We start from the raw sequence: 14,853 nt of genomic DNA on the forward strand, positions 1-14,853 counted from the left end.
CATAAAAAAATCCCGGACTGTTACGCCCGGGATTTTATTGACCAAAATAATTTTTCTGTAACCTATTTCCGGATTTAGGTTCGACCTCGATCAGAACATGCCGCCGCCCTGTTTAGTATTGTCTTCTCTCTGTTTTCTCTCCATGGCCCGATTTTTTCCGGCTCCGAATGCGTAGTTCATTCCTACGTAAACCGATTGGCTTTCCCAGGCGAACTGCCCCGTTTGCGGATACGGGTTGTCACTCGTGAACCGGAAGCGTTGGGTATGGAACATGTCGTTCCAGCGCACGCTTACCGTCAGTTTGTTGTCGAGCATGGAATAGCGGGCGCCCATATCGGCTTTCCACATCGAACGCGGATTCATCTGGATGCCTTCGGTTCCGCTTCGGTAAAACCCGAAAAGCAGGAAGCTCAATTGTTTGGTCGCCTTAAAATTGCTGTTCATCCGGGCGTTGAGCGCGGCAAACGTAACTTTTCTTGTATAAAGTTCGAATTCGTCCGTTTCACCAATCCGACGCGAAACCAAACCCTGTTGGTTGATACTCGAAAAATCTACCGCCGGTTGGACGTCCCACCAACTGGTTATTTTGTAATTGGCCGAAATCTCGAAACCAAAAGCGGTGTTGTTGTCGAAATTGTCGTACGTCATGATTTGCTTATTCGGATTTTCGGGATCCGGATACAAAATACGGTTGATCTCATCCTGAATATTGCGCACGAAGACGCCCGTCGAAAGCGAACCTTTCTCTAGTTTTCTCGTGTAATTGAGTTCCACTGAATTCGTAAATTGAGGATCGAGCTCAGGATTTCCGATTCCTGTCACAAGCGGCGTGGCAAATTCCCTGATAGGGCTTGTCTGGTCGAGTCCCGGGCGGTCGACACGTCGGCTGTAACTCAACTGGAACATGTCTTTTTCGTTAGGGGAATACGTAGCCGATGCGGACGGATACAACGTGATATAATCGTCCTCATACGCCTTTTCGCGGTTCAGGATCGCCTCGACCTTATAGCTCTCGAAACGCGCTCCCAATTGATAGCTGAATTTTCCCAAACGCTGGCCGAACGTCGCGTAAGCCGAGTAAATATCGAAGTTGTAATAATAATAGGCACTGCTGAGGAAATTTGATTTGTAATCGTTCTGAGAACGGTTGAAACGAGCTTCGGCACCGAGTTCGAGCGTCGATTTTTCGCCTATAGGATTCACGAAATCCACGTTGACGGTCGTAAGCTGTCGGTGGTTGAGCGTCGCATCCTTGAATTGGAAATCGGGAATTTCTTCAGCATCATATTCTGTGTAGTAATCGGCATCCTGATCGCCTTTGGCCGCGTTGTGGTTCAATTCGATGTCAAGCGTACGGCCTTCTTTGTCAAACAGCTTTTTGTAGGCGATGTTATACGCGCCTTCGTGGTTTTTGTCCCGGTAATCGGCTTGCTGAACCTGGGCTTCGAGCGCGTTGAACGAACTGATGTCGGTAACGATGGACGTTCCGCCGTTGTAAAAGTTCTGGTTGGTGTAAACCGAGATCGTGTTCTTATCGTTGAGGTAATAGTCGATCCCGAATTTCGCCAGGTTCGATCCGTTGCGGTTCTTTACCTCGAGTTGTTGGCGCGTGCCGTTGTCGAGCCTCCTGATGTCGCCCGTATTGGCATAATTCCCGAAGTGGTTCCCATAAGTTCCGAAGAAATTCACTTTCCCGGTGCGGTAATTCCAGTTCATCGAATTGTTGATCTTTGGCGTCCGGGCTACGGTCACGCCGGAATTGAGGCTGGCGTTGAATCCGTCGTTCGCGTTCTTGTGCAGCACGATGTTGATGATACCGGACATTCCTTCCGGATTGTATTTGGCCGATGGGTTCGTGATGAGTTCGATCTTCTTGATCGATGTAGACGGAATTTGCTTGAGAAGCGTTGCGGCATCTGTATTCGTTGGGCGTCCGTCTACGAGAATTCTCACGTTTTCATTTCCCCTGAGCGATATTTTACCGTCCTGATCGACATTTACCGACGGAATGTTGTTCATGATTTCAGACGCCGTCGCTCCGGCCGTCGTAAGGTCTTTGCCTACGTTGATGACTTTGCGGTCGATTTTTTGTTCGATCGTCGAGCGTTCGGCCACAATGTTGACCTCCTTGAGCTGTACGGCATCTTCAGAAAGTGAGATCGTGCCCAGTGCGACCTTCTGTCCGGCCGGTGGCGATACTTCCTGAGAGTGGGTTTTGTAGCCCATGAACTGCACTTCAAGTTGGTAGGTTTTGGGCTCGAGCTTCGGAATGTCGAAGTTTCCGGAATCGTCGGTAATGGCTCCGGTAGCGACTTTCCCGTCGAATTTCACGCTTACTGACACATAAGAAAGAGGCGCGCCCGTAGCCTTGTCGACTACTTTTCCGGTAATTCCGGCCGAATTTTGGGCGTGCGCGGAAAACAGGGTTGCTAAAAAGCAGACCAGTAACAGTTTGATTTTCATGATTCGTTTTGATTTGTACGGTGGCTTTTCGATAATTCGGATTCGCCTCCGGATGATTGATTGATTGATGATGCAAATGTAAACAGTAATCGAAATAGTTTGTATTACATAGTACCTTTTTTTACAAAGTTTAACATTTGTTTTGTTTTTTAGCCTTAGCCGCCGATAAGACTGACGAGGCCGCGCGTTGTTACAGGGCAAAGCAAAAAAAAAGAGGCTTCTGCTCAAGAAGCCTCTCCAATCCAATATGAGAAATTTTGTTTATCGTTTCATCGCAAAATGCGCGCGGAACTCTTTTTCCTGGCCGCCTTCGGTATAATTTACTGTAAACCAGTAATCTGTTGACGGCATAAGTTTGCCTTGGTACATTCCATCCCAACCCTGGCCGTTAGGCGTAATCTGGGTGATGAGTTTTCCGTAGCGGTCGAAAATGCTGATTTTGGAAGTCAGTTGGTCTTTGAGGTCTCTGATATTCCAGGTTTCATTATATCCGTCACCGTTAGGAGTAAAGAAATGCGGATAGTTCACGATCAACGCTTCTGTGCTGGCCGATCCGCAATCGTTTTTATCGCGAACGGTAATGGTATGGGTTCCCGACGTTACGTTCTGGAAGACATTGCTGTCCTGCCATGAGCCTCCGTCAAGCGAGTATTCGTAATCCCCGGTTCCGACCGCCGTAACCGTAATGGTCATATTGTCGCTGAAATCGGGACTCGTCTGATACGTCACTACCGCCGGTTCTGAGCCTCTGACGGTCACGGTAACCGGCATCGAAACGCAACCCGTGAAGTTGTTGATCGCGATCACGGTATAATCGCCTGGTTTTACAGCCGTGTAATTGCTTGTCGTGGCGATGACCTCACCCAAGTCGTTAAGCCATTGGAAACTGTGTTGCGAAGCGTTCAATCCGCTGTGGATCACATAAGGTCTGAGCATTGTCTCGGTTTCGGAATCGTAACACATGACGCCTCCCACCGGCGTTGGTTCCGGCAATTTGTTTACGTGCAATGCTATCGAACGCGTGTCGAAACAGTTTGGTGCGAGGGCGTTGACCACCCTGGCGAAAACAGTCGTCATTTGAGATGTCGTGACGGCGTTGGCTCCCGTTGTGGCGTCGGCCAGGTTTTCGTGATACGTAACCGAAAATTCCGTTCCCGTCTGGCTTCCCAATACTGTTGCGGTCAACGTGCCCAAATCGAAAGCGGTAATGCCGTCGTTCGTTCCGTCTTCATCGCACGTCACGGCTTGTCCGGCCGGAACAGCATGTGCGACAGGTTCCGGAACGATGGTCACATCAAACGAACTTTCGTCGGTACAGCTCGGATTGAACGGAGCATGGGCGAATACATAAATCGTCCCGGATTGGGAGACGCTCGTTCCGGCGTTCAAAAGCGTGCCCGTTCCGTTAGGTCCGGTGTAATAGCGTCCGACCGCAAGCGCAGGCAAAACGTAGTTCTGGCAAGACGTCACATCGGCAGGCTCGTCCACGTTGAAGATCGTCACGTTGAACGAAGTCTCGTTCCAGCAGTTCGGAGCCGTTCCTGTCTCCGAGTAAACATATAGCGTTTGGTTGGCAGTCAGGACGTCACCTGCATTCAAATGATCGCCCGTTTTTTGAGGCCCGGTGTAATAATCACCAAGTGCCAGCGCAGGTAATTCATAGGAATTACAAGTAAAAACGCTCGCGATCGGCGTCAATTGAGGCGTGTTGTTTATCGTGATCTGGAAAGTATTCTCATCGGTACAATTGATGCGTTCCCCTGATTCCGTATAGATATAAAGCGTGGTCGAAGCCGAAATCACGTTGCCTGCGAAAAGCGCGTTCCCTTCCGGATTATTAGCCGGGCCGCCGGGATTCCTGAAATAGTTTCCGACGGTAAGCGCCGGCAGTACAAAATTGTCGCAAGCCGTTACAGGAGCCGGAGCGTCGGCCTCGATCGAGAAAATGTTGATGTCGAAGCTGTTCTCTGCAGCACAAAACGGTGCCTGGGTGCTTTGCGCATAAATGTAAATGGTCTGGGAGGTCGTGATGATCGTTCCCGCAGCAAGCATGTTCCCTGTTCCGCCTGGCCCGGTGTAATAATTTCCGACGCCCAAGGCGGTAAGTTCATAAGCGTTGCACACATCGATTTCCGAGCGGGAGTCGATTGGAGGCGCAGCACTGATCGTCACCGTGAAACTGTTCTGGTTGGTGCAGCTTGCGTTAAGTCGCTTGAAGATGTAGATGGTTTGCGTTGTAGAAATATAGTCTCCGGCGTGCAATTGCGTTCCCGAGCCGTTGTGGCCGGTAAAGTATTCGCCGTTTACCAATTGCGGCAACGTAAAGCCTCCGCATACGACCTGATTCGGTACAGAATCGATCTCCGGCTGGGAAATATCGAGGTGGAACGAGCGGTTCGGATCGCAGTCGCTTCCGCCCGGTACATAGATATAAACCGTTTGCGGCGTCCCGATAACGGTTCCGGCGGCCAATAAAGTGCCGGTTCCGCCGGGTCCTGTATAATAATTTCCGATAGCCAAAGGAGGCAGCGCATAGCCCGCACATTGGTTTACATCGGCAGGAGTATCGATCCCTATATGGACGGTAAAGCTATCTTCAGATGTACAGCTGAATTCAGAATTTCCGTTGAGGGCAAAAACATAAAACGTCGTCGTCGTCGTCACTTGCGTACCGGCGGCAACAGGCGTTCCCTGTCCACCTGGTTGCGTGTAATAATTTCCAACGGCAAGCGCAGGAAGCGTATACGAGGTGCAGTTGAACACGTTGCTGAAGTTCCCGACACTAGGCGCATCGATGATCGTCACGTCAAAATCGGTGTCGATGACGCAAAATGGCGCCACATCGGTCTGGAAAAAATAGTAAAGCGTTTGAGATGCCGTAATGTGCGTGCCCGCCGGGATGGGATTTCCCTGACCTCCAGGCTGGGAGAAAAACGCTCCGTATTCCGGTGTTCCAACAGTAAAGCTGCCGCAATAGGTACCATCGCTTGGTGACATCGTCAAAGGATCGACGATCGTCACTTTAAAACTCGATCCCGAGCTGCAATTTGGCGGCCCGCCTGGCTGGCTGAAGATATAAACGACCTGTGTTTCGGTGATGACATCCCCGGCGAACATTGGCGTTCCACCTCCATTTGGCTGGGTAAAGTAATTGCCGTTTTGGAGTGTCGGCAGTACATACGATTCACAAACGATCACGTTCTGCATCTGATCTACAGGCGGAAGCGGGTTCACAAAAACCGTAAACGATGTGGTAGCGAAGCAATTCGCATCGGACACGTTCTGGACGCGAACGTAGATCACCGTTCCGTTTGTAGCGGTTGCGTTCACACCGAACGGATTCGTTCCGGCGTTGGCGTCGGCTTGTGTCGGATGGTACGTGACCAGGTTCAGCGCAGGCGACTGGCCGTTGAGGATGCCCGCCGTTTGGTTGTTCACGTTGATGATAGCCGAATGTTGGGTAAACGAACGCTCGCAAGCCGTAATGTCCTGGGGCTGGGCGATGATAGGCCCGTTCGTGATCGACAACTGGAACGATTTTACCGTAAAGCATCCGGTAACAGGATTGTTGATTCGGACAAAAACCGTTTGGTTGCCCGGACTGGCGTAATTGGCTGCAAGTGGGCTTACGTTATTGTTCGCGTTGGCTTCCGAAGCAAAATAAGCAACCGTCGTTCCGGCCGGCAAACCAGCGGTAACGATAGGCGTGTTGAGCGCCAGGTTGTAGGTGTAGCTCCCCGATCCGTTATCGCATTTGTAAAGAGCGGTAGGGTTTGGCGTGATGAATTGCGGATAGAACTCAATATTGATGGAGTCCGAAGTGGCCTGGCAAGCGTTGTCTACCGGAGAATACGTAACGGTATAGTTTCCGGGCCCGGTAACGTTGATCGACGGCCCGGTCTCGCCTGAGAGCGCCTGGTTCCCTTTTTTCCAGGTAAACGTGTATTCCGCCGGATTCAATCCTGAACTTAGCGTATAGGTCTGACCAAAACAGACAGCGGTGTGATTGGCCACGGTTAGGTCAAGGCCAAGCACCTGCTGTCCGATATTGAAACTGTCAGATGCGATGAAAATTGCCGAATCCGATTCGTTGTCGGTGCGGTCTGCAATTACGAGTTTAATGTGGTAAGGCGTGTTCGGGATCAACGTCGAGCTCGCGTTCATCAGGACGGTCTGTCCGTTGAAATTCGTGGCCGATGCCGCCGCAGCCGATCCTCCGTTGAATGAGCCAAAAAACTGGGCATTCGCCGACCCACAGGAAGAGTTGTACAAAAAGTCGCGAATCGTCACCACCGAAATCGGTACGTTGGTGTTGGGCACGACTGCGAGGTTCGTCGTAACTCCCGTGTTCATGTTCGTCAACAGGAAGGCGAACGCATCCGAGAATTGGCATTGGAAATTTCCGTACTCCTCTGAGGCGAATACGAAATCGAAATTGAACTGGGGCGAAATGGGCGTAAAGTCGAATTCAAGAACGGTAGCGTTGACGGAGCTCATGGCGATTCCGGCCTGGGCCAAAGTCGCTTCGAGATCGCTGTCTCCGGGCCAGTTCATGGCGCCGTCGTTGAGCATGGTCGTGTTCGGGCCCGCGGCGTTGAGCGCGTTACCCGTACTGAGTACGACTCCGGCCTGCATCGGGAAACCTGGATTGGCGTTTTGGAAGTAACCTATACCATTCGTGGATCCGAAGTTGGATCCCGTCTTCCAGGTAATATTGTTGGCCTCAACGCAAGGAGAGTTGATCAGCACATTATTGACCAATTGGGGCACGGTATGCGTGTTGGTATTCACCGAAATACTTTGGGCGAATACTGGCAAAGAAAATACAACAGTTAAACTGAGTAGGAATTTTTTCATAACATCAAGCTTTAGGGTCGCTTTTGAATGTTTTTATTTTTGTTTTATTTCGACAGGGCAAAGATGCGTTCGCATACCGATTAAAAGCAAAAAAACTCGATGAAATGCACTAAATTGTTATTTTAAGAGGAATAATTCTTACAAGATTATTGACCGTGAGTTGTTTTGGCGGGAAAATGGAAATGCCTGATTTCGTGCACATGACGCAAAATTCGAATTTTTGCGATTCGTCAGTTTATGAGCGAAAACCTTTTCGCTATTCCGAATCGGTCGATTTACACAATTTTTTGACGACTTTACAGGAATCCCATGCGGCAAAATCGACCACGGGGCGGTTCGTCGGACCGGATCTCATAAAAGTGTAATATGTCGGGTGTTGGGCTGTTTTTATTCAGAATCCGATCGAATATTTAGCTATCTTTGCACGCCTAAAAAAACGAGTAACAATGACACTACACGAAATCCTTTTGCCCGCCGTACAAAAAGCCGTCAGTACGCTTTATGGAGCCGCCGTCGAACAGTTTGAGTTCCAGGCGACGCGACGCGATTTCGAAGGTGACATTACGCTCGTGATCTTTCCGTTGCTGAAGCAGGTCAAGGGCAACCCGGTACAAATCGGGAACGCGATCGGCGAATATCTCGCAACCAACGTCGCGGAGGTCAAAGCATTCAATGTGGTGGCCGGCTTTCTCAACATCGTCATCGCCGACGATTTCTACCTCGATTTTTTCGCATCGGCAAAAGACGACGCTAAATATGGTTTCGTACCCGCGAAAGAAGACGGAAAAGCCGTCATGGTCGAATATTCGTCCCCAAACACGAACAAGCCGCTTCACCTGGGCCACGTCCGGAACAACCTTTTGGGCTATTCGGTTGCGGAGATCCTGAAAGCAGCCGGAAACAAGGTTTATAAAACGCAGATCATCAACGATCGCGGCATCCACATCTGTAAATCGATGATAGCCTGGCAAAAGTTCGGAAACGGTGAAACGCCCGAAACATCCGGTTTGAAAGGCGATAAGTTGGTCGGGAAATACTATGTCGAATTCGACAAAGAATACAAAAAGCAGATAGAGACGTTGGTGTCGGACGGGAAAATCGAAGAAGAAGCCAAGAAGCAAGCGCCCATTCTCATCGAAGCCCAGGAAATGCTACGCGACTGGGAAGCCGGAAAATTGGAGGTCATCGCGCTTTGGGAAAAGATGAACCAATGGGTTTACGACGGTTTTGGCCAGACGTATGAGAAGTTGGGCGTCGATTTCGACAAATATTATTATGAATCCGATACGTACCTTCTCGGAAAGGAAGTCGTGCAATTGGGGCTTGAAAAAGGCATTTTCGAACAAGATCCCGATGGTTCGGTCTGGATCGATCTAACCGAAGACGGACTCGACCGCAAAATCGTGCTGCGTTCTGACGGAACGGCGGTTTATATGACGCAGGACATCGGCACGGCAATCCAGCGTGTCAAGGATTTTCCTGATGTAGGCGGAATGGTTTACACCGTCGGGAACGAACAGGACTACCATTTCAAAGTGTTGTTCCTCATCCTGAAAAAACTTGGTTTCGACTGGACGGACAACCTGTTTCACTTGTCGTACGGAATGGTCGATTTGCCTTCCGGAAAGATGAAAAGCCGCGAAGGAACGGTCGTCGATGCGGACGATCTCATGGATGACATGACCGAAACGGCTCAAAAGATTTCTGAGGAACTCGGCAAGCTCGACGGCTATTCCGACGAGGAAAAACAAAAATTGTACACGACCATCGGTCTTGGCGCACTTAAATATTACATTCTCAAAGTCGATCCGAAGAAACGCATTTTGTTCAATCCGGAGGAATCGGTCGATTTCGCAGGAAATACCGGGCCGTTCATCCAATATACATACGCGCGGATCCGCTCGATTCTCAGAAAGGCGGACTTCGATTTTTCGTCCGATGTCAACGGGTATGCGCTTCATGAAAAAGAAAAAGGATTGCTGAAACTGATCGCGACATTTCCAAACGTGATCCAGGAAGCGGCGAAGAATCACAGCCCGGCTTTGGTTGCCAATTTCACTTACGAACTGGTCAAGGAATACAATTCGTTTTACCAGTCCGTGCCGATTTTGGGCGCTGAAAACCAGACCGAAAAGATCTTCCGGACACAATTGTCAAAAAAAGTGGCGGACATCATCGAATCATCATTTTCCTTGTTAGGGATAGACGTTCCCGAAAGGATGTAAAAGAAAGTTCGCGAATTTTGGGCTAACATTTCGGCTGTGAATTCGCGAATTATGGAATGACTGAAAGTAGAACGTCAGGAGAATTTTTTGGCGACAAATGGAATTTTAAAGTTTGCCGGGTTTGTTATAATTAGATAGAATAAGTGGAAGCACCAAAATCGTACTTTTTTTCTTCGTTCCTGATCGTACTGCTGTCAGCGATATTCTTTTTGGGCATAAAAAGAGTGCTTCCCGATAAGATTTTTTCCGACAAGGCCGGGACTACCAAGAACGTCCTGATCGATTCGATGCTGATCGATGCGTTCGAGGAAGAGAAAAAGCAAGCCAGTCGCGATTCTGCCGATGGTAGTCAACCCAATGCGCAACCAGGCGAAGGAATGGCCAACCAACCGGTAGTGTATTATCCGACGGACGGCATACAATTTCCAGAAGAAACCTTCGACAATTACAAAGGCGACCAGTATTTGATCGCGTTCTACGAAAAGTTGTACCAACTCGAGACGACCGGCAAAGGCAACGTCCGTATCGCGTATTTTGGCGATTCGATGACGGACGGCGACATGATCGTACAGGATTTCAGGACGAATTTACAGGAACAGTTTGGTGGACGCGGTGTCGGTTTTGTGCCGATCACGTCGGAATCTGCGGCGTCGCGAAATTCGATCAAACACGAATATTCAGGCAACTGGAAATCCCAATCGTACCTGAACGTAAAATGGCCAAAGCGCTCGTTCGGCGTCAACGGCCATGTGTTTTTCGCCAACGATACCTTGCGTACCGAATGGGTAAAATTCAAGACAGGAAAAGGGAAATTCAACCAGGAACTAGACAATCCGACGGTGTTCTACGGAAGTTCGGGCAATAAAAAAGGCGTGGTTTCCTACACTTCCGGCAAGGATACGGTCCGAAAGAAAATGGGGACCGCTAACACCTTGAATACGGTTACGCTGGCAAATGGCGCGCTGAAAGGCATCAAGGTCGATTTCCATCACGCCGATTCGATCCCGATTTACGGCTTTAATTTCGACGACGGAAAAGGCGTCCACGTAGACAATTTCTCCCAACGCGGCAATTCGGGAATCCCGATTTCGAAATTCAACCCGACGTTGATGAAAGCCTTCCAGGAAAAACTCGGGTACGACCTGATCGTGTTGCATTACGGAACGAACGTGCTTAATTACGGCACGCTCGACTACAAATGGTACGAACGTGCGATGACCAAAACCGTCAACCGCATACACGAGTGCTTTCCCGGAGCCGCCGTGCTGATCGTCTCAACTGCAGACAAATCGACGAAATACAACATGGAAATGAAGACCGATTCGGCCGTAGTTCCGTTGACCAAGGCGCAAAAACGATATGCGCTGACCACAAAATCAGGATTCGTCAACCTATTTCAGCTCATGGGCGGACGCGAATCTATGGTAAAATGGGTTGAAGAAGAGCCTGCGATGGCCGGAAAGGATTACACCCATCCGAACTTTAAAGGCGCCAAACGTTTCGCGAGCCTGATATACGGTCAACTCAACCAGGGTTATGCCCAATTCAAGAAACTTCGGGCGAACAGGAAGACGACGTCGGTGTCGGTGGACAGCCTCAAACGCAAAAGCGATTCACTCGATGCGAATTAGATTTATTTTCATATTGTCGCTATTGAGCGCATGGGCGTCGGCACAGGAAAAAGACGCTACTGCCGTAGTTTCTGATTCCGTCGTCGAACTCGATACGACCGAGGTCGCGATCCCTGACAATCGCTTCCAGAACACGAATGCGATCGCGAATTTTTACAAAAAACTGTCGGAACTCGAATCGAGTAAAAATCGCAAAGTTAACATCGTCCAGATTGGGGATTCCCACATCCAGGCCGATCTTTTTTCACATCGGACGCGACTTGACCTGCAAGCAAAATTCGGCAATGGCGGCCGTGGTTTCGCATTTCCGCATCGCTTGGCTGGGACGAACGGCTCATCCGACTACAAATTTTCATCGAACGCGAAATGGAGCGGCTGGCGCAACATCAATTCCGTTAATCCCGACTATCCGGTTGGTTTGAGCGGTATTGCGCTGATCACGTCCGCAAGTGATTTTGCGATTGAATTCGACGCGAAAGTCTCCGATAACGAGTTTAACCTGATCCGGGTCATCACGCCTCAAAACCGTCCGCTGTTCGACATCGCTACGGCGAAGAAACGCATCGAAATGGAATCACAGGTTCCGAAGAAAATTACGCATAAGATCAAAAACGGTGAAGTGTTGGGCTCCATAGCCGACAAATATAACCTTTCGATTTCGGCTCTCAAAAAAGCCAATGGGTTGAAATCCGACCGCATCTGCGCAGGAAAGACTTTGAAAATTCCGACGAATGAAAAGCAGACCAGGAAAATCTACCGGTCTGAATTCGTCCCTTTGCAAATGCAGGAAAACGAGGTTTCCCATTTTTACCGTTCGCAAACGCCGCTGGACGAAATTTACCTGATTCCGGCTCAAGGCGCGTTCGACGTCGCACTCAACGGGATCGTCTTGGAGAACAACCTTCCGGGCGTGATTTACCATTCAATTGGCGTCAACGGTGCGAAATTTTCCGATTTCAACAAATATCCGTCGTTCTTTTCCGAATTGAAAGCATTGAATCCGGATTTGATAATCCTGTCGTTGGGCACAAACGAGTCGTTCGACAAAATGAGTGGGGACGCTTACGTTTCGCAGATGGATCAGTTTATCGCAAGCGTCAGAAAGGAAAATCCGGAAGCGGAAATTTTGGTGCTCACGCCTCCGCCATCGCTGTTCCGACGCCGTTATCCGAACACATTCGCCGCAGACTACGCCCAACGGATTCTCGACGGGGCCGATAAGAAAAACTACGCCGCCTGGGATTTGTATTCCCAACTCGGCGGTTTGTACGGCGTGGGTCGAAATGCCAAAAAAGGGATCATTGGCGGCGACCGCGTGCACTACACACACGAAGGTTACGCCAAAATGGGAACGTTGTTATCCGAAGCGATTTTGAAAGCATATCAAGACTTTAAGGCAGCAGGCAAATGATGGAATTGCACGATATTCAAGCCTGGTTCCTGGCGAATTACGAAAGTTGGTTCATTTTTGACAAAAAAGAGCCGATCTTGTTCAACACGCCTTTGTTCCTGGGCATGTTCCTGATTTTTTACCCGATTTACATCTTCACGCTCAAATCGAAGACGCACGCGATGCGCAACCTTTACGTGTTCGCGTTTTCGTTGTTCTTCTACTACAAATCGAGTGGAATCTATTTTTGCCTTTTGCTGATATCCGGCGTGACCGATTACAATCTGGCCAAGTTGCTGCACAACGAAAAAGAGCAGGCGTACCGCAAGTTTTATCTCGTTTTGTCAGTAATCTTGAATTTGTGCTTCCTCGGCTATTTTAAGTATACCAACTTCCTGATTGACAATTACAACGGGATTTTCAGCGGCAACATAGCGTTCCACGACATCATTTTACCTGTCGGGATTTCGTTTTATACGTTCCAGTCGATGAGCTACATCATCGATATCTACAGACGCGAACTCCAGCCGACGAAGAACATTCTCGACTATATGTTTTTCGTGTCGTTTTTCCCTCAATTGGTGGCCGGCCCGATCGTCCGCGCAAGCGAATTCCTGCCGCAGATTTACAAAAAGATCACGCTCACGCGGGAAGAGGTCAATTATGCATTGTTCCTGATCATAGGCGGATTGCTCAAGAAAACCGTGATTTCCGACTATATTTCGATCAATTTCGTCGATCGCGTCTTTGACCAACCGAATTTGTACACGCCGTTTGAAAACCTCATGGCGTCTTACGGTTATACGATACAGATCTATTGCGATTTTTCGGGTTATTCGGATATGGCCATCGGGATTGCGATGCTTATGGGTTTCCGACTTTCGACGAACTTCCGTACGCCTTACAAATCGGCATCGGTAACGGAATTCTGGCGCCGCTGGCATATTTCGCTCTCCACATGGCTGCGCGACTACCTCTACATTTCGCTCGGCGGAAACCGAAAAGGCAAATTCCGCACTTACGTCAACCTTTTCCTGACGATGCTGCTCGGCGGACTCTGGCATGGCGCTTCGTGGAAATTCGTGATGTGGGGCTGTTTGCACGGATTGGCGCTCGTCGTAGAACGTCTGTTCAAGGGAAAGCTCAACTTACCGAAGAACCTTTTCGTCAAGTCGATCCAAATTATCCTGACGTTCCATTTCGTGGTTTTTTGCTGGATTTTCTTCCGCGCCAAAGATTTTACGACGGCGTTCGAGGTCATCCGGAATATTGGCCTGATCGATTTCAAACCGGCTGAATGGCTGACGATCCTGTCCGGTTACCGAAATGTTTTCATCGTGATGGCGATTGGTTACCTGTGGCATTTCCTCCCGGCGAAATGGATCGATTTCCTGAAATCGGCTTTCGACAAAATGCCGATACCGGCAAAAGCACTTACGCTGGCCCTGACGTATTGGGTCGTTTACGCAACGGCGACTAGCGGACCGCAACCGTTTATTTATTTCCAGTTCTGATCGATTCTGATCGCAATTTACACCAGGACTTCGGCGCCTCGGCACTTGGGTATTTCAGTGATCCGAAATCAAAAACTTTTCTTAAAACCGCACCGCGGCCATACTTTTCGCGTTGTCCCGCCCGTTGTCTTATCAGGATTAACCTAAAACAACACACAATGAGAAAAGGAATTTTTTGGATGCTTGCGGCCACTGCCACATTCGCAAGTTGCTCGGACGACGACAACGGAAACAACAACAATGGGAACATTACCGAACAGGAACTCGAAAACACCGTAAAGAACGGAACTTGGCGCGTGACGAATTTCCAGGATAACGGAATCGACAAAACCGCTGACTTTACCGGCTACAATTTTACCTTCAACGACGACAATACCGTGACCGCCTCCAACGGCACGAATTCGTACAGCGGCGTTTGGACGGTAGATGCCGACGACAGCGACGACGACAACAACCCAAACAACAATCCGGATTTCAACCTGACCTTCGGGGCGCCGGCGACGTTTGCCGAATTGTCTGAAGACTGGGATCCGATCGAGCGCACCGGGAACAAGATCCGTCTTCAGGACGACGATGACGACGGAACCGATTACCTTACGTTTGAACGCAATACCAATTGATTTTGGGATCTCTCTGAACGAAAAACCAGTCTTTGAAAGGCTGGTTTTTTATTTTACCGAATTTATAATCAGAGCGGTGGAACCAAATTAACAGTTAATTCTTATAATTTTCTTAATCGGTTTTGACCCGCGGCCTCAAAGTCGGATATTTGG

The 14,853-nt window shown here is 49.3% G+C and carries 7 protein-coding genes; 5 read left to right on the top strand and 2 right to left on the bottom strand.

Features of this window, described 5'->3' with window-relative positions:
* Nucleotides 1-90: 90 nt before the first annotated feature.
* Together HC229_RS07920 and HC229_RS07925 are read right to left on the bottom strand one after the other, a co-directional pair.
* Nucleotides 91-2,463, bottom strand: a complete 2,373-nt coding sequence (locus HC229_RS07920; RefSeq protein ID WP_191019944.1) for a TonB-dependent receptor domain-containing protein — start codon at nucleotides 2,461-2,463, stop codon at nucleotides 91-93.
* 261 nt (nucleotides 2,464-2,724) lie between these two features.
* Nucleotides 2,725-7,320 (bottom strand): T9SS type B sorting domain-containing protein, encoded by a 4,596-nt coding sequence (locus tag HC229_RS07925; protein WP_191019945.1) that lies wholly within the window; start codon nucleotides 7,318-7,320, stop codon nucleotides 2,725-2,727.
* A gap of 446 nt (nucleotides 7,321-7,766) precedes the next feature.
* On the opposite strand from HC229_RS07925, the gene argS reads away from it, so the two are divergent.
* From argS to HC229_RS07950, 5 genes are all read left to right on the top strand, one after another.
* Entirely contained in the window at nucleotides 7,767-9,545 is a 1,779-nt protein-coding gene (gene argS / locus HC229_RS07930) for an arginine--tRNA ligase (RefSeq protein WP_191019946.1), read from the top strand.
* A 143-nt stretch (nucleotides 9,546-9,688) separates the two neighbouring features.
* Nucleotides 9,689-11,176 carry an SGNH/GDSL hydrolase family protein gene (locus HC229_RS07935; protein WP_191019947.1) on the top strand — a complete coding sequence of 496 codons (1,488 nt, stop codon included), beginning with the start codon at nucleotides 9,689-9,691 and terminating at the stop codon, nucleotides 11,174-11,176.
* Complete coding sequence (locus tag HC229_RS07940; RefSeq protein WP_191019948.1) at nucleotides 11,166-12,587, top strand: GDSL-type esterase/lipase family protein; 1,422 nt, start codon at nucleotides 11,166-11,168, stop codon at nucleotides 12,585-12,587. Before HC229_RS07935 ends, HC229_RS07940 begins: the two co-directional genes overlap by 11 nt.
* Nucleotides 12,584-14,080, top strand: a complete 1,497-nt coding sequence (locus HC229_RS07945; RefSeq protein WP_191019949.1) for an MBOAT family O-acyltransferase — start codon at nucleotides 12,584-12,586, stop codon at nucleotides 14,078-14,080. Before HC229_RS07940 ends, HC229_RS07945 begins: the two co-directional genes overlap by 4 nt.
* Nucleotides 14,081-14,238: 158 nt before the next feature.
* A complete protein-coding gene (locus tag HC229_RS07950; RefSeq protein WP_191019950.1) occupies nucleotides 14,239-14,700 on the top strand; it encodes an META domain-containing protein in 462 nt (153 codons plus the stop codon).
* Nucleotides 14,701-14,853: the final 153 nt, after the last annotated feature.

Source organism: Flavobacterium selenitireducens (assembly GCF_014748335.1).
Classification (GTDB): Bacteria; Bacteroidota; Bacteroidia; order Flavobacteriales; family Flavobacteriaceae; genus Flavobacterium; species Flavobacterium selenitireducens.

Bases quoted from the DNA above. Each gene is read 5' to 3' on its own strand.
- HC229_RS07920 (WP_191019944.1), bottom strand. From the start codon at position 2,463: ATGAAAATCAAACTGTTACTGGTCTGCTTTTTAGCAACCCTGTTTTCC.
- HC229_RS07925 (WP_191019945.1), bottom strand. From the start codon at position 7,320: ATGAAAAAATTCCTACTCAGTTTAACTGTTGTATTTTCTTTGCCAGTA.
- argS (WP_191019946.1), top strand. From the start codon at position 7,767: ATGACACTACACGAAATCCTTTTGCCCGCCGTACAAAAAGCCGTCAGT.
- HC229_RS07940 (WP_191019948.1), top strand. From the start codon at position 11,166: ATGCGAATTAGATTTATTTTCATATTGTCGCTATTGAGCGCATGGGCG.
- HC229_RS07945 (WP_191019949.1), top strand. From the start codon at position 12,584: ATGATGGAATTGCACGATATTCAAGCCTGGTTCCTGGCGAATTACGAA.
- HC229_RS07950 (WP_191019950.1), top strand. From the start codon at position 14,239: ATGAGAAAAGGAATTTTTTGGATGCTTGCGGCCACTGCCACATTCGCA.